This is a genomic window from Micromonospora sp. NPDC047762, assembly GCF_043204655.1.
Lineage (GTDB): Bacteria > Actinomycetota > Actinomycetes > Mycobacteriales > Micromonosporaceae > Micromonospora.
This window is the reverse complement of the sequence record NZ_JBIDCQ010000009.1, coordinates 76,740-94,179: the sequence shown is the minus strand read 5'-3', so window position 1 is coordinate 94,179 and position 17,440 is coordinate 76,740. Positions and strand designations below refer to the sequence as shown.

Genomic DNA, 17,440 nt, shown 5'->3' with positions numbered 1-17,440 from the left:
ACCCGGCTCCGACCCGTGCGCCATCATGGCCCGTGGACTCCGATCTTCAGCGCTACCTCGACGACCTCGTCAACACCGCCCGGGACGTGCTGGGCGCCGACCTGGTCGGCGCGTACGCGGCCGGCTCGGTGGGGCTCGGGGCGTACCAGCCCGGCCGCAGCGACGTGGACGTGGCGCTGCTCAGCGCCGGGCCGCTCACCCGCACCGTCAAGCAGACGTTGGTCGCCCGGCTGCGGCACGACACGCTGCCCTGCCCCGCACGCGGGCTGGAGTTGGTCGTCTACGACCGCGCGGTTGCCGCCTCCGGCACCCCCGACCCCGGTTTCGAGGTCGAACTGAACACCGGGGCCGCCATGCCGTTCCGCCGCACCCTCGACCCCGCCGACCGCCCGGTCACCGACGGCCGATTCTGGTACGGCCTCGACCGCAGCATCCTGCACCAGAGTGGACTCCCACTGCTCGGGCCGCCGGCGGGGGAGGCCTTCGCCGACCTCGCCCCGGCCGACCTGCGCCGGCTGCTCATCGAGGCGCTGTCCTGGTGGCTCGCCCTGCCCACCCCGCCGGCCGACCAACCCGCGCCCGGCACGGAGGACGCCGTACTCGGCGCCTGCCGGTCACTGGTGCGCCACCGCGACGGCGTCTGGTTGGCGAAGGTGGCCGCCGGCCAGCGGCTGATCGACGCCGACGACCGGGCCGAGGTGATCCGTCAGGCGGTCGCCGCACGCCACGGTGGGCCGCCGCCCACCGGGGCGCAGGCCCGCGCCTTCCAACAACGGGTACGCGACGAGATCGCCGGGTAGCGGTCGCCTGGGCGGGCCCCGCGGCGCTCAGCGGACCGGGCTGGACACCAGCGAGGCGAAGAGCAGGTTGAGACCCTCGGTCATGGTCGGGTGGGTGATGACCGCGTCCCGCAGGGCGGTCCACGGCATTCCGGCGAGCATGGCCAGCTGCACCGAGGTGATCACCTCACCGGCCTCGGCACCGAGCAACGACGCACCGAGGATCCGGTCGCTGCTGGTGTCGATGACCGCCTTCCACATGCCCTGGGTCTGGCGCAGGGTGCGTGCCCTGGGGATGGCGGCGACCGGCAGGTGGGCGACCTGGATGTCGTACCCGGCGCGGCGCGCCTCGGTCTCGGTCAGGCCGACCCGCGCCAGCTCCGGGGTGGTGAAGACGGTGTACGGGATCAGCCGGTCGGCGGTGCTGCGTTGGCCTCCCGCGAGGTTCGCCCGGATGATCCGGTAGTCGTCCAACGAGACGTGGGTGAACTGCGGGCTCCCGGCGACGTCCCCGGCCGCCCAGGTGCGCTCGGCGCTGGTACGCAGGTGCTCGTCGACGTCCACGAAGCCCCGCTCGCTGAGCCGTACGCCGGCCACGTCCAGCCCGAGCCCGTCGGTGACCGGTTCCCGCCCGGCCGCCACCAGCACGTCGTCCCCGATCACCACGCTGCCGTCGTCCAGCGTCACCCGGAGCGATCCGTCGGCCTCCCGGTCGACGCGCGCGACGGCCACACCCACCCGTACGTCGATGCCATCGTCGAGGAAGACGCGCATCACCGCGTCGCTGACGTCGGGGTCCTCGCGGGTGAGCAGCCGTGGACCACCCTCGACCACTGTCACCGCGCTGCCGAACAACGCGAACATCTGCGCGAACTCCACCCCGACGGTGCCGCCGCCGAGCACCACCAGCCGGGCCGGCAGCCGGTCCAGGCGCAGCAACTCGTCGCTGGTGAGCACCCCGGCCTCGGCCATCCCGGGCACCGAAGGCAGATGGGGGCGGGTGCCCGTGTTGATCACCACGTCGCTGCCGCGCAACAGTCGCTCGCCGCCGTCGGCGAGTGCCACCCGTACGGTTCGTGGGCCGACGAACCGGGCCTCGCCGATCACCAGGTGCAGACCGGAGTCGAGGAACTGCTGCCGGTTGGCGGCGACCATCCCCTCCACCACGTCCTGCTTGTGCGCGCGCAACAGGTCGATGTCGACCCGGCCGCCCTCCACAGACAGACCGAGCGCCGACGCGTCCCGCAGCTGGCGGGCGGCCCGCGCGCTGGTCACCAGCGCCTTCGTCGGGATGCACGCGACGTTGATGCAACTGCCGCCGATCATGCCGCGCTCGACCATCGCGACCCGCTGACCGGATCGGGCCACGTCCATGCTCAACGTCTTGCCGGCCTTGCCGCCACCGACGACGAGCAGGTCGAACTCCTCCGGTTGGTTGGTCACCGGGCGCTCCTCTCGGTCACCGGCGGGGCCGGCGGCCACCGCTGGTGCGCGGCGGCCAGCCCAGCCTGCCAGCTCCGACCTGCGAGGCGACCCGGTTCCTCGCAGAATCCGCCCGAGCCATCACCCGTTCCTTGATCAGGTGATGGAAAGTAGGTCGTAGGAGGTTCGAAGACCTACTTTTCATCACTTGATCACCGCTGGTCAGCCATCGTCCATGAGCTTCGTCGGCGTACCCACGTGGCGAGCCCGGTGGGGGACTATTGCTGGATGCCTGACATCCCGCCGCGGTCCCGTACACGAGTTCGCCACGAGCCGGATCGCTCGTACGCGGTGTTGGTCGACGGACCTGACGGGGAGGTGCTGGTCGGCGCCACCGGCAGTCTGAGGAAGGTGCGCACTGTGGCACGCGAGGGTGCAGCTCGGCTGTACGGGGTGACGGCGGAGCGGGTCGACGAGGACCACCTCGACGTGGTCATCCCTCAGCCTCCGTATGGGCGCGACGGGCAGTGGGTGCGCATCATCTCGGCAGGCGAATCCGCCGCGCCGGACGACCTGGTCGACCTCGGCAAGGTCGGGCAGGCGCACTGGTTCGGCCACGAGGGCGCCTGGTTCGTCACGGTGGCCGGCTCCGGCACCGCCATCTATCCCAGCGAATACCTCGACTTCGCCCCTACCGTCACCGACGAGGAGGTCGCCGAGCTGCGGAGGTACCTCGCTCGGTCCGCCCCGTCCCCCTCGTGACTTGATCAGCGCTGGTCAGCCATCGTCCGTGAGCTTCGCGCTGGTTCGCCCCGGCTCTCACCTCGATCTCCCTCGTGAGTGGCTGGGTCGTCGACCGGCGGCCGGACGCTCGGCCCGGGCCCGCGCGGATCCGCTCCGGGCCCGGGTGCGACTGCGACTGAGGTCAGTGCCGGGCGGCGCCGTTCTCGCTGACCGGCTGCCCGAAGGCCAGGAACGGCACGGGCGTGGGTGCGTCAGTGCCGATGTGCCGGGGGAAAGTCCGCTCGGCGTCGTCGGCGCTGACCTCCCGGGCCGCCGTACGGTCGGACGTCCCCGACTCCTCCGCGACCGCCGCAGCGCCGGCATGCGCGTCGTCGGCCTGCTCCACCGGTGCCCGGTCCCCGTTCGCGTGCTCGGCCGGGGCCTGGTCGCCACTGGCCCGGTCCACCGGGGCCAGGTCGGCGTAGCCGTTCTCGGCCGAGCCCCGGTCGGCAGGTGCGGCGTCGAGCGGGGCGCGGTCGGCGGTGGCGCGATCGGTGTCCGCATCGTCCACTGTCGGGCGCTCCGCGGAGTACCGGTCGACGGTGAGCCGCTCGACGCGCTCCGGGGCGGGTCGGTCGGCGCTGGAGCGGGAGCCCACCATCGGGTACTCGGCGGTCTCCGTACCGCCGGCGGCCGCGGCCATGACCGCGGCGGCGGCGAGGTCGGCCACCCGCTTCGCCTCCCGCTGTACGCGGGCGCGGACCTCCTTGGCGTGCCGCTCGGCGGAGTCGCCGGCTCGCCGGGCCTCGTCCAATCGGGCGCTTTCGGCGGTCAGGTCCCGACGGACCTCACTGAGTCGCTGCTGCATCCGGGACAGCTCGTTCTCCAGCGTCTCGCCCTCCTGGCGGATCTCGGCGAGCTGCTGACGGCCGGTGTCCAGCTCCGCGTTCAGGTCGGCGGCCTCCTGCCGGCGCTCCTCAAGCTCCTTCTGCAGGGCGGCGAGCTGCTGCTGATGGCTGGCGGCCTGCTCGTCGGCGCGGTTGCGCAGCTCGGTCACGTGCTGCTGCGCCTCGGCGAGCAGCGCGGCTATCTGCTGCTCGGTCGCGCTGCGCTGCTCGGCCAGCTCCTGCTCGGCGGCGGCCTGCTGTTCGGCGATGTCCTGCTCGGCGGCGGTACGCCGTTCGTTGACCTCTCGCTCCACGCTGGCCTGCCACTGGGCCATCTCCTGCTGGTGCTTGGAGCGGGCCGACTGGAGTTCCTGCTGGATCTGGGTACGGGCCGACTTCATCAGCGCGTCGGCGGCGACCCTGGTCTGGTTGAGCTGCTGCGCGCTCTGCTCGGTGATCCGCTTGGCCTCGTGCTGGGCGCGCTCGTGCGCGGCCTCACCGTCGGCCCGCAACTGCTCGGCGTGCTCGCGGATCGCTGTCAACTCGGCCTCGGCGTGGGCGCGCCGCTCCTCGTGCGCCTGCTCCTGCTCGGCCCGCCGCGTGGCCAGCTCCTCCGACAGGTCCTGACGTGCCTGCGCGGCCCGCTCACGGGTGTCGGCGAGGATCCGCTCGGACTCGCTGCGCAGCTCGTTGGCCCGGTCGGTGGCCGACTCGGTGATGATGCCAGCCTGCTTCTCGGCGAGCGCCATGATCTCGCCGACCATCGGGCCCAGATCGTGGAACGAAGCGCGGTCCACCTGCACAGGTTGCTCCTGAAGCTCGGCCAGTTCGGCGCGCAGTCGCTGCACCTCGGCGGTCAGTTCACGGACGCGGACGGCGGAGCGCCCGTGCTCTCCGCTCAGCATCGCGATCTGGCCGTCGAGCTGCTCCAGGTGCCGGTCCACCTGGCGTTTGTCGTATCCGCGAAGGGCGAGCTCGAAGCTCGGCCGGGAGGCCGCATCGTCGCGTGCTGCGTGCGGCTCAGCGCCGATGGACATGCACCATCCTCCGTACGATCGGGGCGTCAGGGTCGGCGGTCGCCTGCCCCACGGGCCGTCAGTGTGGCGCAACGCTACCGCTGACCCGACCTCATGCGAAGTCCTGCCCCACCACCTCTCACGTTGCCGTCCCGCGTTCCCCCGTTCCCGCGCCGACCATGGACTCGTGCTGCGGCAAAGGTGGGGCTCCACCACCCTTTGTCATCCAGCATCACTCCATGATCGACGCAGGTCGACGTGGTGACCGCACGGCGACGCGCGCGCGGGGTCAGCGTCGGCGGGCGACCAGGACCGCGTCGTGAAGGGTGATGTCCTCACCGTTCTGATTGGTGGCGAGGCGGGAGCGTTCCTCGGCCGCCAGCACCTCCCAGTGGGCGGGTTCCAGATCGGCGGCCACGTCCTGCGCGGTGTACATCATGTCCGGCATGTGCATCCGGTGCGCCGACCCCCACAGATCCGAGGGGTGGTGCCCGACGATCAGCAGGACCCCGCCGGGTGCCACCGCGGCGGCCAGCCGGCCGAACAACTCCCGCCGCTCTTGCGGCGGCAGGTGCATGAACTGCGCGGACACCAGGTCGTACGCCTCCTCGGTGGGCGGCTTGTCCCGTAGGTCGGCGTGGGTGAACTCGATCCGGTCGCGCACGCCCGCGGTCTCGGCGTGCGCGGCGGCCCGGCTCAACGCCGTGGTGGAGATGTCCACCGCTGTCACCTGCCAGCCGCGCCCGGCCAGCCACACCGCGTCGGCACCCTCGCCGCTGCCCACGTCCAAGGCGCGCCCCGGGGTCAGGTCGGTGACCTCGGCGACCAGTTGCGGGTTCGGCCGGCCACTCCAGACCGAGGGGCGGGACTGGTAGCGCTCCTCCCACGCCGGTTCTTCGAACGTCGTGGCCACCAACTGCCGGTACGCGGCCACCGCGTCGCGGGTCTCCTCGGCGATGAGGTCGGCGTTGATCGCCGCCGCCGCGGTCAGGCCGGCCCCGGCGGACGTGATCACCTGACCGCGGATGTCGGCCACGTTGCCCGCGACCCAGACACCCGCGACGGTGGTCGCGCCGGTGGCGTCGGTCGGGATCTGGGCGCCGATGACGTGCTCGCCCATCGTCACCTCCTCCGGGGCCAGACCCAACCCCACCAGCACGTCGGCGCGGGGAGTCAGCCGCGTCGCCACGACGATCGCGTCGAGCGCCACCACCCGGCCGTCGGCGAGCCGTACACCGGTCAGCGCGTCGTCGGTCACCTCCACGGCGGCGACCGGTCCGGGCACCACCGCGATGCTGCGGGCGGCGAGCCGCTCGGCGGTCTCCACGTCGGGTGCCGGCGCGTCGTGCAGGAGGAGCAGCACGCTGGGGCTCCACTGTCGCCACATCTCGGCCTGGTGCACGCTCAGCGGGCTGGTCGCCAGGACGCCGATCCGGCGGTCCCGAACCTCCCAGCCGTGGCAGTACGGGCAGTGCAGCACGTCGCGACCCCACCGCTGGGCGAGGCCGGGCACGTCGGGCAGTTCGTCGGTCAGACCGGTGGTCACCAGCAGCCGGCGGGCCCGTACCGAATCCCCGCCGTCCAGGCTGAGCCGGAACCCGTCGTCGTCCCGGGTCGCGGCCTGCACCCGTCCGGTGCGGAACTGTCCGCCGTACCCGGACACCTCGGCCCGTCCGATGGCGAGCAGCTCGCCCGGCGGCGTTCCCTCCCGGCCCAGGTAGTTGTGCACCCGGTCGGCCGGCGCGTTGCGCGGCTCACCGGAGTCGATCACCAGTACCGACCGTCGGGCCCGGCTCAGCGCCAGGGCTCCGCTGAGCCCTGCGGCGCCGCCGCCCACCACCACCACGTCGTATGTCTCGTCCACCGGTATCTCCCTCTTGCTCTGTCGGCTGCGCCCACCATCCGTCGCCGTCGGCAAAGTGGCAACTATCCTTGCCGTTATGGCAAACGAGGACAACGCCGCGCTGGCGGCCGTCGGCCCCCGGCTGCGTGCCCTGCGTCACCAACGTGGGATCACGCTGACCCAGCTCGCCGAGCTGACCGGCATCTCGGTGAGCACCCTGTCCCGGCTGGAGTCCGGTAGCCGTCGCGCCACCCTGGAATTACTGCTTCCGCTGGCGAGGGCCTACCAGGTGGCGCTGGACGACCTGGTCGACGCCCCCGCCACCAGCGACCCCCGGGTACGCCCCAAACCGATCGTCATCCACGGCGTGACGTACCTGCCGCTGACCCGCCGGCCGGGCGGCGTCCAGGCGTTCAAGCAGATCTTCCCGCCCGACCCGTCCGCCGGGGGCCGAATCCCGCAGGCCCACGAGGGGTACGAGTGGCTCTACGTGCTCTCCGGCCGGCTACGCCTGCTGCTCGGTGATCGTGATCTGACGCTGGCCCCGGGGGAGGTGGCCGAGTTCGACACCCGCGTCCCGCACCTGTTCTTCAACCCCGGCCCCGGCACCGCCGAAGCCCTCAGTCTCTTCGGCCCGCAGGGGGAGCGGTTGCACGTCCGCGCCCGCCCGGCCACACCCGACAAGCAGCAGTAGTCGAGCCCGACCCCGTCGGCGGTGGAGTATCCAGGAGCTGCTCAGCCCCACCGTCGCAGGATTGTTGGTTTGTCGAGCTTTCCGACCGGGGTGTGCGGAAGCTCGTCGACCACCCGTACCCGGTCAGCCACACCGTGCTCGCGCAGGAGGCGGCGCGCCGCGGTGGCGACGTCCGCCGCCCGGGCTCCGTCTGCCGGCGTCACCACCACCAGCGGAGCCGCCCCGTCATCCGCCGCCGACGGGGGCACGACCGCCGCCTCACGCACCGCCGCGTCGGCTTCCAGCGCGCCTTCGAGCTGAGGTGCGAAGATCGGTCGCCCGGACGTGGTGGCCAGTACGTCGGCGACCCGGCCCAGCACGCGGTACTCGCCGGATTCCGTCTGCTCGCCCACGTCGCCGGTCCGGTACCAGCCGTCCCGGAAGGCACGTGCCGTCTCGACCGGGTTGCCCTCGTATCCGATGCTGGTGTGCGGCGAACGGGCCAGGATCTCACCGAGCGCCGGCGTCTGCGCCGAGAGCGGTTCCAGCGCCACCTCGACCGCTGGCAGCGGATACATGCCGCGGGATTCCTGCGCGACGTCGTCCATGTTGCCCAGGACGATGCCGAACTCGGTGGACCCGTAGATGCGACGGATCCGGATCCCGAGGTGTCGGCGTGCCTGCGTGATCACCTCCGGGCTGAGATAGGCCCCGCCGCAGAGCGGGAGCCGCAGCGACGGCAGAGCTGTCGCGCCGCTGTCGGCAAGCAGCTGATAGTGGCGTGGCAGGGCGCTGAAGATCGTCGTGCCCGATTCGGCGAGAGCGCTCAGTAGCCGGTCCGGCGGCGCGGCAGGGTCGGAGAACACGAGCCGGGCGCCGGCCAGGAGCGCCGGAAACATGTGCACATCGACACCATGGGCCACATCCAACGGATGCATGGTCAGGAAGACGTCCTCGGCGGTCACCTGAAGATAGGACAGCCACTGCCTCCGGTCGGCCAGTAGGTCTTCCTGACGCCAGGCGACGAGCTTGGGGACCCCGGTGGATCCGGTGGTCTCCAGCAACCGGAAGACGCCGGCCCGAGACTCGACCGGCAGCGCCTCGACGGTGCGCGGGGCGGGCTCGGCGAGGAGCGTGTTGACGGCGAGGGTGTCGACCGGGGTCTCGAACAGGTCGTCATGCTTCTCGTGGATCAGGAATCGGACCGGGACCTGGGCCAGCGACCAGCGGAGCCGATCCCGGTCCGACTGCACACTGATCGGCAGGTGCACCGCGCCGAGCCGAGCCAGGGCGAGGATGGTCGCGACGTACGCGGGGCCGTTGTGCAGACGGGTGGCGACGTGGTGACCGGGCTGTACCCCGACGCCGAGCAGGCCGACGGCCGCCCGGTCGACGAGGTCGCTCAGCTGGGCGTACGTGAGCTCCTCGCCGTCGACTGCCTGCACCGCCACCCCGTCCGGGTGGGTCCGAACCACCTCCTGGAACGCCTCATGCAGCATGCAGATCATCCCGGCGTGCCGTGTTCAGAGTGACCTGTCCGCGCAGGAGCAGCCGCACCCCGTCGGCACCGATCGCGGTGCGCCCGTGCAGGGTGCGCTGGTTGTCGATCACGAGAAGGTCGCCCACCTGCCAGCGGTGCTGGTAGAGGAATCGGGGGCGGTGCAGGAAGTCACTGAGCTGGGTGAAGAAGGTGTCGGTGGTGGTCTGGTCGCCGCCTTTGACCCGTACCTGCCAGCCGTGGTTGGCACCGGCGGGGAACGGCAACGTCAGGTTCAGCGACCGAACCCGACCGTAGTCGCGGACGGTGGGGATCTCGTACCAGTCGTCAGGGACCGTCGGGAAGTAACCCCGGTCCTCGACCAGATACTCCAGCCCTACGGTCTCGATCGTCTGCCGCAGGTCGTCCGGCATCTCGTCCCATGCCGCCAACTGGTCACAGACCGTCGTCTCGCCGGATCCCGGCTCGTCGCGGAACTCGCTGGCGTAGAGGACGATCAGATCTGTCTGCTCTCCTACCAGGATGCCGTCGGTGTGCAGCGGGAGCGGGCCGCGCCCGGTGACCACTTTCCCCTCGTCTGCTGAGGCGTTCAACTTGAGCAGGTCGGCGCGGCCCTCGCCGAACTTGTGCTCAACGGTGTCGCCGAGCTCATGCACCAAGCGTTGAAAGGCTGGTTCGTCGAGATCGAGCCCTCGTACGAGGGCCGCACCGGTCCGGGTCGCGGCACTGCGGCAGGCGCTCGCCAGATGGTCCGTGGGGGCGGGGTCGAGTACCAGCCCGAGACCTGACGGGGTGAGGCTCAAGGTCATCTCCTGAGGTGTGGCGTTGGGTGGTTTGACGCGGCTGGGGTGAGCGGGCTTCGGGGTGGTCAGCGCCGGGCGTCGGCGATGCCGCGCTCGTACACCTGAAGTGGGTCCCAGTCGTCGATCGAGCCTTCCTGCGCCAGGTTCACCAGTGCGCGGAAACAGGCAAGATAGATCGCGGCCCGGTCGACGCCGGGGGCATCCGCCTCGAGTCGCTTCACGACGCCTCGCTGCAGACCACCGCCGTGATGAACGGCGATCTTGCGACGCCAGGCGATGTCGTGCGACACCCGTCGGCTCATAGCCTGGCGAAGGTGGAACTTCTCCCTGCCGTCGCGCACCTTGCAGTCCGGCGCCGTGTCCAGGGCGACCTGGATCACCGGCCACGCCCAGAACGGGTGGTGGACTTCCCGGCCGTACGCCAACGGCAGCCGGCTGGACAACTCGTTGGTGAACCGGGTCTGGTGGATGGCCGCGATCGTCTGATCGATCAGCTCCTCCGGCGTGCTGAACGGACGGTAGATGCCGGCGTTGATGAGGTCGCTCCCATATCCGGTCAGCAGCACCTCGTCGCGCGGGATCTCGGTCCCGTCGTAGAGCGCCGTCGCGGTCAGCGCGACCTCCACCACCTCGGGCTCCGTGACACCCAGCCCTCGGATGGCCTGCGGGACGGCAGCCAGGATGCGTTCCTCGGACAGCTCGACCCGGCGCACGGAGAGACCCAGGTGATCGCCCAGCTCCGCGGCGTCGTCGAACTCGTCACCCCAGGGAGTGCCGGCGCTGTACGGCGTCAGGGCGAGCCCCTCCGAGGCGGCGAGCACTGTGACAGTGCCGGAGTCGATGCCGCCGGACAGGAGGGTCGCGAACCGGTCGAGCGGTCGGTCTCGGGTTACCGACCGGATCTGCTCCTGCAGGGCACTGACCTGATCCTCTCCGGCTTGCAGCGCGTCGGTACGCCCGGGACGACGCAGATGCCGCAGGGGATCGTCGGCCACTGTGGTGCGTAGGGTCCATCCGTCGCGCAGCCGCCTGCCCTCCTGCACCGCGCCGAACGGTATCCGGCTGACGTGCAGCAGTGCGGTCTCGTCGCTGCGCGGCTGAGGTCCCTCCGGGCGAACCTCGACGGGCAGACCGAGCGCGGGCAGGATGAGCGGGGCCAGGAACAGGTCGGTGAAGTAGGCGAGCTTGCCCTCAGACCGGTTGAACGCCAGGTAAATGGCATCCTCGTTCAGTGCTGTGGTCCGCACGACGACGCGGTCCTCGTCGACGAGGATCCGCGCCCTGTCGGACTCGGTCGTGGCGGGTGTGGCGCCGCCGTTCGCGGTCCGGACCGACATCGTCCGCACATCGATCTCCAACGGCGTGGTGCGTGGGCTGTCACCCGCCAACCCGCTGGTGTGAACTCTCAGGTCACCGACGTGGACAGCGGGTCTTATCCGTTCCAGAGGGGTCAGATCGCAGTTTCCGACCGCCGCCCACCTGCTGGCCGCCATGATGGTGTTCCTTCCGCGTCGATGGTCTGCGACGTCATCGACCGCTGTCGATGACCTGTCGCATGTTGCGCTGCGCCTCACCGGCGGCGAATGCCGCGCGGTGCGCCTGCTTGCCGATGACTCGAAGCTGTTCGAGCCCGTCGACGAAACCCCTGTTGAGGTACGGTTTGGTGCTCCGGAAGCCGGCCGTCGGGTAGGCCGCGAAGGACCGGGCCCGCTGCACGGCGACGGACAACAGCCGATCCACCGGGACCACGTCGTGGAGCAACCTGTCCTGCAGGCTCCGCTCGGCCGACCAGTCCGCGCTGGACATCAGCATCTGCTGCATGACGCTGCGGCCCACGGACCGTTCGAGCATGTATCCACCGAAGGTGCAGGCGATGCCCACCTGGAACTCCGGCATCTTCAGCACGCACCGGTCGCTGCCCACCCGGTAGTCCGCGGTGAGCGCGATCTGCAGGCCGATACCGATCGCGAAGCCGTCGATCGCCACCACCAGTGGGCGGTTGAGCTGTAGACAGGCGACGTACAGGTCGGTGATGTGATCGATCCACTCGTCAACCTCGTCGCCGCCTCGGAACGTCGACGTCTCGTGGAAGTCGCCGCCCACGCCGAAGGACCTGTCGACGCCGCTGAACAGCACGACCGCACGGACGTCCGGGGCGTCGAGCTCGCGAACCGTCTCGGTCAGTGCCCGCATCCGGGGCATCGACCACATGTTGTGCCGGTGCCCCTCGGAGAACTCCACCACGGCCACGCCCTCGGAGACGTCGAGGCTGAAATAGGTCTGCGTGCTCAATTCCGCTGACATTCGCTTCCGCTCTTCCGACTGGTTGGTGTCGCTCCCGGCGTATCGGTGCCGCAAGACGGCCGGGCAGCTCAAGACACGCCGGCGTACGGCGAAGAGCGGCGGGATCGTCAAGCACAGTACGACAGGAGCACGGCTGGTGGCAACGGGCGGGCCATTGCTACGCCGACCTTGCTCAGATAACCCTCATTTTGTGCATCATCGCGCTCAATGTCAATAGCCGCAATTTCGAAGCCTTGTTGTTCGTTCAAAGCCGGCCCTGCTGGAGATCGGCGCATGTTTCGGTCAATTTCTACTCAGCGTCAGTGGTGCTGTCCCCACCACATCAAGAATCGCTCCCAGATGGCGAGAAGGGGCACCCGGCCCAACGTCCCCTGACATAGTGTGGTCGCACGTGGACGGTCAGTGCGGGCTAGGGCATGTGCATATCAGCAGGTCAAAGACGTGAACAACACGCGGGGTGTTTGAAATCAGACAAAGAGTGATCAGCTCGACGGAAGCGCTGCTTTCGTCGACGCCATTGCCTGCACCGGTCCCCAGTCGGTCCCGGGGTGTTGGTCGACTGCATGGAGGGTTGGCCCGCCAGATGTCGGGGTTGTGACAAACGGAAATAGGCGGTCGCCATAAAGCCACGAGCATCCCACGCGACCTCCTCCCGAAATTCGGAGCATTTCCCGGTCGCCTTTGTCGTCGACCTGCGGTAATCGCTGCCCCAGTCCGCCCTGACCGGTGAGCCGGGCTGCACCGCCTCAATAGAAAACAATTGCTCGACAATTCTGCGCTCAATTGGCCGCAGAATGGATGACGCCTGCGCAAAAACAGAAGCCATGGCGTTGTGACATGAGGTCCCGACGGGCCCGGAAAGGCGTGTCCGATGACCCAGAAGCTCTGGGGCGGTCGCTTCGAGGAAGACATCACACCCGAGGTACTCGACTACACGCTCACTGTTGACATCGACGTCCGGCTGATCCCACACGACCTGTGGCAGAACATCGCGCACGTGCTGCTGCTGGCTCGTCAGCGCATCGTCCCGCCGGATGCGGCGCGATCCATCGTCGCGACGTTGGTCAAGCTGGACCAGCAACATCGAGACGGCGCGCTCACTCTGCGAGCCGAGTACGAGGACGTCCACCTCAACATCGAGCAGATGGTCATCGAGGAGTTGGGGCTGGACGTCGGTGGCCGGATGCACACGGCCCGGTCCCGCAACGATCAGGTGTCCACCGATGCCCGGATGTACCTCCGCGACGTCCTCCTCGAGGCGATCGACGCCAACCTCGACCTGATCGACCGGCTGACGCAGCTCACCGATCAGGATTTCCGCACGGTGCTGCCGGGGTACACCCACAGCCAGGCCGCCCAGCCGATCAGCGTCGCCTTCTGGCGGACGGCACACGCCAGCGCGCTGCTTCGTGATGTACGCCGTCTGCGGGACGCCTTCGGCCGGGTCAACGAGTCACCGCTCGGGGCCTGCGCGCTCGCCGGCACCTCCTTCCCGCTCGACCGCGAGGCGACCGCACAGCTCCTGGGCTTCGACCGGGTGCTCAGCCACGCCCTGGACGCCACCAGCGCCCGCGATCACATGATCGAAGCGGCTGCGGCCTTCGCCCTCGGCAGCAACAACCTGTCACGCATGGCGGAGGAGATCGTCATGTGGAGCGGTCACGAGTACCGGCTCTGCGAGGTGGGGGACGCCTTCACCACAGGCAGCTCCATCATGCCGCAGAAGAAGAACCCGGTGGTCGCCGAGCTGGTACGCGGACGGTCCGGCCGGGCCACCGGAGTGCTTGTGCAACTGCTGACAGCGGTCAAAGGTGTCACGCTCGGGTACAGCTGCGACCTGCAGGAGGACAAGCCGTTCCTGTGGCAGAGCATCGACTCGTACCTGTCCAGCCTGCGCGTGGTGGAGAGCCAGACCCGTACCCTTCGCTTCGACCCGCAGCGCGGCGAGGAGCTGTGCTGGGACAACTTCTCGACCGCCACCGAGCTGGCCAACTATCTCGTGTCGGCGGCCGGGGTGTCGTTCCGCCAGTCGCATCACATCGTCGGCAAGGTGGTCGGTCAGCTGATCAGCCGGCAGGCGACGCTGCGCGACCTCGAGCTGGTGTCGTCGATGCTGGCCGCTGAGGGCCATCCGGTCGCCGTGGACGTGCTCCGTGAGCTGCTCGCGCCACTGAACGCCATGAACGGCTACACCAGCGGTGGCGGCACCTCCACCGCCAGCGTGACGGACGTCGCGGCGGAGCTGCGCACCAGTTCCGCCGCACACCGCAGCTGGAGCCGTACCCGTCGCGACGGCCTGGCCGCGGCCCGCGCCGGCACGCTGCGCGGTGCTGACGACGTGGCGGGCGGCGCCCCGATCGACAAGACACTCGCCGCTGTCCTCGACGAACTCGCGCACGACCACCCTGAACAGGAGCAGTCATGAAAATCGTTCTCGCCTACTCCGGTGGCCTGGACACCTCGGTGGCGCTGCACTGGCTGCGTGACCGGTACGACGCCGAGGTGATCGCCTTCTGCGCCGACATCGGGCAGCTCGAATCCGTACCGGACGTGCGCGAGCGCGCCCTGCGGACCGGCGCGTCCGAGGTGCGGGCGGAGCCACTGACCGATCGGTTCCTGACCGACTTCGCGTTGCCCGCCCTTCAGGCACACGCCCGGTACGAGAGCAAGTACCTGCTGGCCGCTCCGCTGTCCCGACCCCTGATCGCACAGCGGATGGTCGAGATCGCGCACGCCGTCGGCGCGGACGCGGTGGCGCACGGCGCCACGGGCAAGGGCAATGACCAGGTCCGATTCTTCACCAGTGTGGCGGCGCTCGACCCGTCGCTGAAGGTGCTGGCACCGGTGATCGACTGGGAGTTGAAGACCCGCGAGGACGAGCTGGCGTACGCCGACAAGCACGGCATCCCGGTGCCTGTCGGCAAGGAAAAGCCCTACAGCATCGACACGAACGTCTGGGGGACCAGTATCGAGTGTGGCGAGCTCGACGACATCACCCAGCCGCCGCCGGCCGACGCGTGGCAGCTGACCGGTGATCCTCGCCAGGCCCCGGACGAGCCGACCCGGGTACGGATCGGCTTCACCGGGGGTGTTCCGGTGAGCCTCGACGGTGAGTCGCTGAGTCTGAGCACTCTGGTCGGCCGCCTCAACGCGCTCGCGGCGCCGCACGGCATCGGTCGGATCGACATCACCGAGAGCCGGATCGTCGGATTCAAGACCCGGGGCATCTACGAGGCGCCGGCGGCGACCGTGCTGATGGCCGCGCACGCGGAGTTGGAGTCGCTGGTGCTGGACCGCGAAACACTGCACCACAAGCAGTCCATCGCCCTGCGATACGCCGAACTCGTCTACTACGGGTACTGGTTCAGCGATCTGCGTCGGGCACTCGACGGATTCGTGGCGACCCTTCAGCCGGCGGTGACCGGCGAGATTGCCGTGGACATGTTCAAGGGGAACTGCACGGTGGTCAGTCGGTCCTCACCGAACTCCCGCTACAGCCGGGCGATGGCCACCTACGAAGCCGGCGACCAGTTCGATCACCAGGCGGGTGCCGGCTTCGCCTACGTGTGGTCACTGCCGCTGACCGCCGGTCACCGGGCCTGAGAAGCAGACCGGGCCTGAGAAGCAGAGAGGAGCGACACCCGTGCGAGTAGTGTTCATGGGCTACCAGACGTGGGGGCATCGAGTGCTGCAGGCGCTGATGGACTCCCGCCATGAGGTGGTGCAGGTCATCACCCATCCCGACAGCGGGCACGAGTACGAAACCATCTGGAACGACTCGGTGGTCGACCTGGCCGAGAAGCACGACCTGCCGATCCTGGTCCGTCAGTACGCCAATGACGACGAGGTCACCGCACGGCTGCGGGAGCTGGCCCCGGACATCATCGTGTCGTCGGACTGGCGGACCTGGCTGGCGCCGGCCGTGTACCGCCTGGCGCGGCACGGGGCGATCAACGTCCACGACGCCCTGCTGCCTCGTTACGGCGGCTTCGCCCCACTCAACTGGGCGATGATCAACGGTGAACGCGAGGTCGGGGTCACCGTGCACTTCATGAACGACGATTTCGACCTCGGCGAGATCGTGTTGCAGCGCCGGGTCGAGGTGAGCGACAAGGACACTGTGACGAACCTGTTCGAGCGCACCATCGAGATTTTCCCGGAGATCACCCTGTCGGCGCTGGACCTCATCGAGAGCGGCACCGGGCAGTGGATCAGCCAGGACCCGGCCCAGGCGACGTTCTTCCACAAGCGATCGGTGGAGGACAGCCGAATCCACTGGACGTGGCCGGCCGACCGGTTGGCCAATCTGATCCGGGCGCAGAGCGACCCCTACCCGAACGCCTTTGCCTACCACAACGGTGTCCGGCTGCGAGTTACCGCAGCGGCTGTGTCGTCCAAGCGCTACGGAGGGACGCCGGGCCGGATCTTCTGCCCCGAGGCAGACGGCGTGGTCGTGGTGTGCGGACCGGATGCCCACACCGGACGTGAGCAGGGGTTGAGAATCCTGCAGGTGCGCACGGACGATGGCACGCAGCTGCCGGCGCGGGCCTACTTCACGTCCATGGGGGGCTATCTGACATCCCACTGATCCGGCCACCGACAACCCAAGGCGGAACATGTTCAGCATTCTGATGTCGCTGGCTTCGGCAACGGTTCTCGGAGCCGCCGACTTCGTCGGTGGCTTCGCCACCAAGCGCGCCGCGGCGGTGACCGTCGTGCTCTGGTCGAACATGGCAGGGCTGGCGACCGCCGTGGTGTTCGTCGGGACCGTTGGCGGCGGAAACCTCCGGGCCGCCGACGCCGGCTGGGGGGCACTGGCCGGGTTGGCCGGCAGCGTCGGCGCCATGCTGCTCTATCACTCCCTCGCCCACGGAGTGATGAGCGTGGTCGCTCCGACCACCGCCGCCATGGCCGCGATCCTGCCCGTCCTCGTCGGCCTGGCCGGCGGGGACACCGTGTCGGTGATCGGGGCGGCCGGGCTGGCCTGCGGACTGATCGCCATCCCCTGCGTCTCGGTCACCTCGGGCGGCGACCGGCCGGGTCGACAATCGCACCTGCGGACTGTCGCCGGGGCGTTGGCGGCCGGTGCCGGCTTCGGCCTGTTCTTCGTGCTGCTGTCCCGTACCGGGGACGGGTCGGGGCTCTGGCCACTGGTGGCCGCCAGATGCGCCTCGTTGACACTGCTCGTGCTCGCCTGGCCGATCGGTCGTTGGCCGATCAGAGCCCCCCGTAACACGGTGCTGCTGGCCCTGCTCTCCGGTGGCCTGGACATGCTGTCGAGCGTGCTGTATCTGCTGGCGGTCCGTGAGGGCTACCTGTCCGTGGTGGGCCTGCTGGCATCGCTCTACCCGGTCAGCACGCTCCTGCTCGCGCGGGTCGTGTTGCGCGAACGCGCCACCCGCGTGCAGTGGGCAGGTGTCGCCCTGGCGCTGGTCGGGGTGTTCCTGCTGGCGTCCCGCTGACCCGCGCGGTTCGGCCACGACCCTCCGGGC

14 protein-coding genes are annotated in these 17,440 nt (G+C 69.7%); 7 read left to right on the top strand and 7 right to left on the bottom strand.

Going from position 1 to position 17,440, the window contains the following annotated elements; genetic code table 11:
* Positions 1–32 precede the first annotated feature (32 nt).
* Positions 33–800, top strand: coding sequence for a nucleotidyltransferase domain-containing protein (locus ACGF3C_RS25745; protein ID WP_393225961.1), 768 nt, complete (start codon positions 33–35; stop codon positions 798–800).
* Between the two features lie 27 nt (positions 801–827).
* On the opposite strand, the gene ACGF3C_RS25740 is transcribed toward ACGF3C_RS25745, so the two are convergent.
* Positions 828–2,222, bottom strand: coding sequence for an FAD-dependent oxidoreductase (locus tag ACGF3C_RS25740; protein WP_357231646.1), 1,395 nt, complete (start codon positions 2,220–2,222; stop codon positions 828–830).
* A gap of 267 nt (positions 2,223–2,489) precedes the next feature.
* Between ACGF3C_RS25740 and ACGF3C_RS25735 the strand changes: the two genes are divergently transcribed.
* Positions 2,490–2,963, top strand: coding sequence for a hypothetical protein (locus ACGF3C_RS25735; RefSeq protein WP_393225958.1), 474 nt, complete (start codon positions 2,490–2,492; stop codon positions 2,961–2,963).
* Between the two features lie 163 nt (positions 2,964–3,126).
* On the opposite strand, the gene ACGF3C_RS25730 is transcribed toward ACGF3C_RS25735, so the two are convergent.
* Both ACGF3C_RS25730 and ACGF3C_RS25725 read right to left on the bottom strand, forming a co-directional pair.
* Positions 3,127–4,848, bottom strand: coding sequence for a hypothetical protein (locus tag ACGF3C_RS25730; protein ID WP_393225955.1), 1,722 nt, complete (start codon positions 4,846–4,848; stop codon positions 3,127–3,129).
* A gap of 268 nt (positions 4,849–5,116) precedes the next feature.
* Positions 5,117–6,691: a methyltransferase domain-containing protein gene (locus ACGF3C_RS25725; protein WP_393225952.1), complete on the bottom strand. Its 1,575-nt coding sequence runs from the start codon at positions 6,689–6,691 to the stop codon at positions 5,117–5,119.
* 76 nt (positions 6,692–6,767) lie between these two features.
* Here ACGF3C_RS25725 and ACGF3C_RS25720 point away from each other — a divergent pair, with 76 nt between their 5' ends.
* Positions 6,768–7,364: a helix-turn-helix domain-containing protein gene (locus ACGF3C_RS25720; protein ID WP_393225949.1), complete on the top strand. Its 597-nt coding sequence runs from the start codon at positions 6,768–6,770 to the stop codon at positions 7,362–7,364.
* 41 nt (positions 7,365–7,405) lie between these two features.
* Here the strand turns inward: ACGF3C_RS25720 and ACGF3C_RS25715 are convergent, their stop codons facing one another.
* From ACGF3C_RS25715 to ACGF3C_RS25700, 4 genes are all read right to left on the bottom strand, one after another.
* Complete coding sequence (locus ACGF3C_RS25715; RefSeq protein WP_393225946.1) at positions 7,406–8,842, bottom strand: class I adenylate-forming enzyme family protein; 1,437 nt, start codon at positions 8,840–8,842, stop codon at positions 7,406–7,408.
* A complete protein-coding gene (locus ACGF3C_RS25710) occupies positions 8,832–9,650 on the bottom strand; it encodes a TauD/TfdA family dioxygenase (RefSeq protein WP_357223060.1) in 819 nt (272 codons plus the stop codon). Before ACGF3C_RS25710 ends, ACGF3C_RS25715 begins: the two co-directional genes overlap by 11 nt.
* Before the next feature lie 59 nt (positions 9,651–9,709).
* Complete coding sequence (locus tag ACGF3C_RS25705) at positions 9,710–10,981, bottom strand: asparagine synthase-related protein (protein WP_393225943.1); 1,272 nt, start codon at positions 10,979–10,981, stop codon at positions 9,710–9,712.
* Positions 10,982–11,171: 190 nt separating this feature from the next.
* Entirely contained in the window at positions 11,172–11,948 is a 777-nt protein-coding gene (locus tag ACGF3C_RS25700) for an enoyl-CoA hydratase/isomerase family protein (RefSeq protein WP_357223054.1), read from the bottom strand.
* Positions 11,949–12,819: 871 nt separating this feature from the next.
* On the opposite strand from ACGF3C_RS25700, the gene argH reads away from it, so the two are divergent.
* Genes argH through ACGF3C_RS25680 form a run of 4 tightly spaced genes read left to right on the top strand, consistent with a single transcriptional unit; the run spans position 12,820 to position 17,410 of the window.
* Positions 12,820–14,373 carry an argininosuccinate lyase gene (gene argH, locus ACGF3C_RS25695; RefSeq protein WP_393225940.1) on the top strand — a complete coding sequence of 518 codons (1,554 nt, stop codon included), beginning with the start codon at positions 12,820–12,822 and terminating at the stop codon, positions 14,371–14,373.
* Positions 14,370–15,551, top strand: a complete 1,182-nt coding sequence (locus ACGF3C_RS25690; RefSeq protein ID WP_357223048.1) for an argininosuccinate synthase — start codon at positions 14,370–14,372, stop codon at positions 15,549–15,551. Before argH ends, ACGF3C_RS25690 begins: the two co-directional genes overlap by 4 nt.
* Positions 15,552–15,591: 40 nt before the next feature.
* Positions 15,592–16,536 (top strand): methionyl-tRNA formyltransferase, encoded by a 945-nt coding sequence (locus tag ACGF3C_RS25685; protein ID WP_393225937.1) that lies wholly within the window; start codon positions 15,592–15,594, stop codon positions 16,534–16,536.
* Positions 16,537–16,564: 28 nt separating this feature from the next.
* On the top strand, positions 16,565–17,410 hold the full coding sequence (locus tag ACGF3C_RS25680) for a DMT family transporter (RefSeq protein ID WP_357223042.1): 846 nt from the start codon (positions 16,565–16,567) through the stop codon (positions 17,408–17,410).
* The last annotated feature ends 30 nt before the right edge of the window (positions 17,411–17,440 follow it).

Bases quoted from the DNA above. Each gene is read 5' to 3' on its own strand.
- ACGF3C_RS25720 (WP_393225949.1), top strand. From the start codon at position 6,768: ATGGCAAACGAGGACAACGCCGCGCTGGCGGCCGTCGGCCCCCGGCTG.
- ACGF3C_RS25680 (WP_357223042.1), top strand. From the start codon at position 16,565: ATGTTCAGCATTCTGATGTCGCTGGCTTCGGCAACGGTTCTCGGAGCC.
- ACGF3C_RS25735 (WP_393225958.1), top strand. From the start codon at position 2,490: ATGCCTGACATCCCGCCGCGGTCCCGTACACGAGTTCGCCACGAGCCG.
- ACGF3C_RS25715 (WP_393225946.1), bottom strand. From the start codon at position 8,842: ATGCTGCATGAGGCGTTCCAGGAGGTGGTTCGGACCCACCCGGACGGG.
- ACGF3C_RS25700 (WP_357223054.1), bottom strand. From the start codon at position 11,948: ATGTCAGCGGAATTGAGCACGCAGACCTATTTCAGCCTCGACGTCTCC.
- ACGF3C_RS25690 (WP_357223048.1), top strand. From the start codon at position 14,370: ATGAAAATCGTTCTCGCCTACTCCGGTGGCCTGGACACCTCGGTGGCG.
- ACGF3C_RS25705 (WP_393225943.1), bottom strand. From the start codon at position 10,981: ATGTCGGTCCGGACCGCGAACGGCGGCGCCACACCCGCCACGACCGAG.
- ACGF3C_RS25710 (WP_357223060.1), bottom strand. From the start codon at position 9,650: ATGACCTTGAGCCTCACCCCGTCAGGTCTCGGGCTGGTACTCGACCCC.
- ACGF3C_RS25730 (WP_393225955.1), bottom strand. From the start codon at position 4,848: ATGTCCATCGGCGCTGAGCCGCACGCAGCACGCGACGATGCGGCCTCC.
- argH (WP_393225940.1), top strand. From the start codon at position 12,820: ATGACCCAGAAGCTCTGGGGCGGTCGCTTCGAGGAAGACATCACACCC.